The organism is Vibrio sp. 1249-1 (assembly GCF_033340495.1).
Genome location: NZ_JAWOWJ010001154.1, coordinates 1 through 521, shown reverse-complemented (window position 1 = coordinate 521; position 521 = coordinate 1). Strand labels below are relative to the sequence as shown.

The window sequence follows — 521 nt, the reverse complement described above, 5'->3', positions numbered from 1 at the left end:
ACGTCGCAATGATTGCCATGTAGAAAGAGTGCATTAGCACTTTTGCGTACAATGGATCAAGTAAACGAAGGTAGTTGTCGAAAGTAAAAGTCAGTTCAATTAAGTTCGCTTCATCACGCGTCAAAAAACTTGTACCGATAATCATTAGGTTTGGAACTAACACGAAAAGTGTTAGCCAACCAACAATTAGGGTAATGATTGCGTTCTGAAGATTAATCTTCTTGCTTATCATTGAGTACTACCTCCCAGCTCTCAACCCAAGTGATAGCGACTTTTTGGCCGAGAGAGTGGTCCACATCTGGATCATCTTCGTTAAAGAACTCGCTAACCATCACGCGCATGCCTGAGTCCAGTTGGACAACAGAGTCTAGCGTCATACCTTTATAGGTACGTTCAGTGACGTGACCAACAATGCCTTTTTCTTCAGACTCTTTGATCTCTTCGATACGTAAGTCTTCAGGGCGAAGCAGCACTTGTAGTTTGTCACCTGCTTGTGCTTCTTTGTCGTAGTAAACGACGGA

Annotated in this window: 1 protein-coding gene and 1 pseudogene; both read right to left on the bottom strand. The window is 43.0% G+C overall.

All coding sequences use genetic code 11. From position 1 onward, the window contains the following. A pseudogene (gene potB, locus R7Z50_RS30995) lies at positions 1-232 on the bottom strand (spermidine/putrescine ABC transporter permease PotB); the annotation flags it as partial. Continuing rightward, positions 213-521 (bottom strand): TOBE domain-containing protein (locus tag R7Z50_RS30990; protein ID WP_225478417.1); only part of this gene is annotated, 309 nt, incomplete at its 5' end. The gene R7Z50_RS30990 and the pseudogene potB, both read right to left, overlap by 20 nt.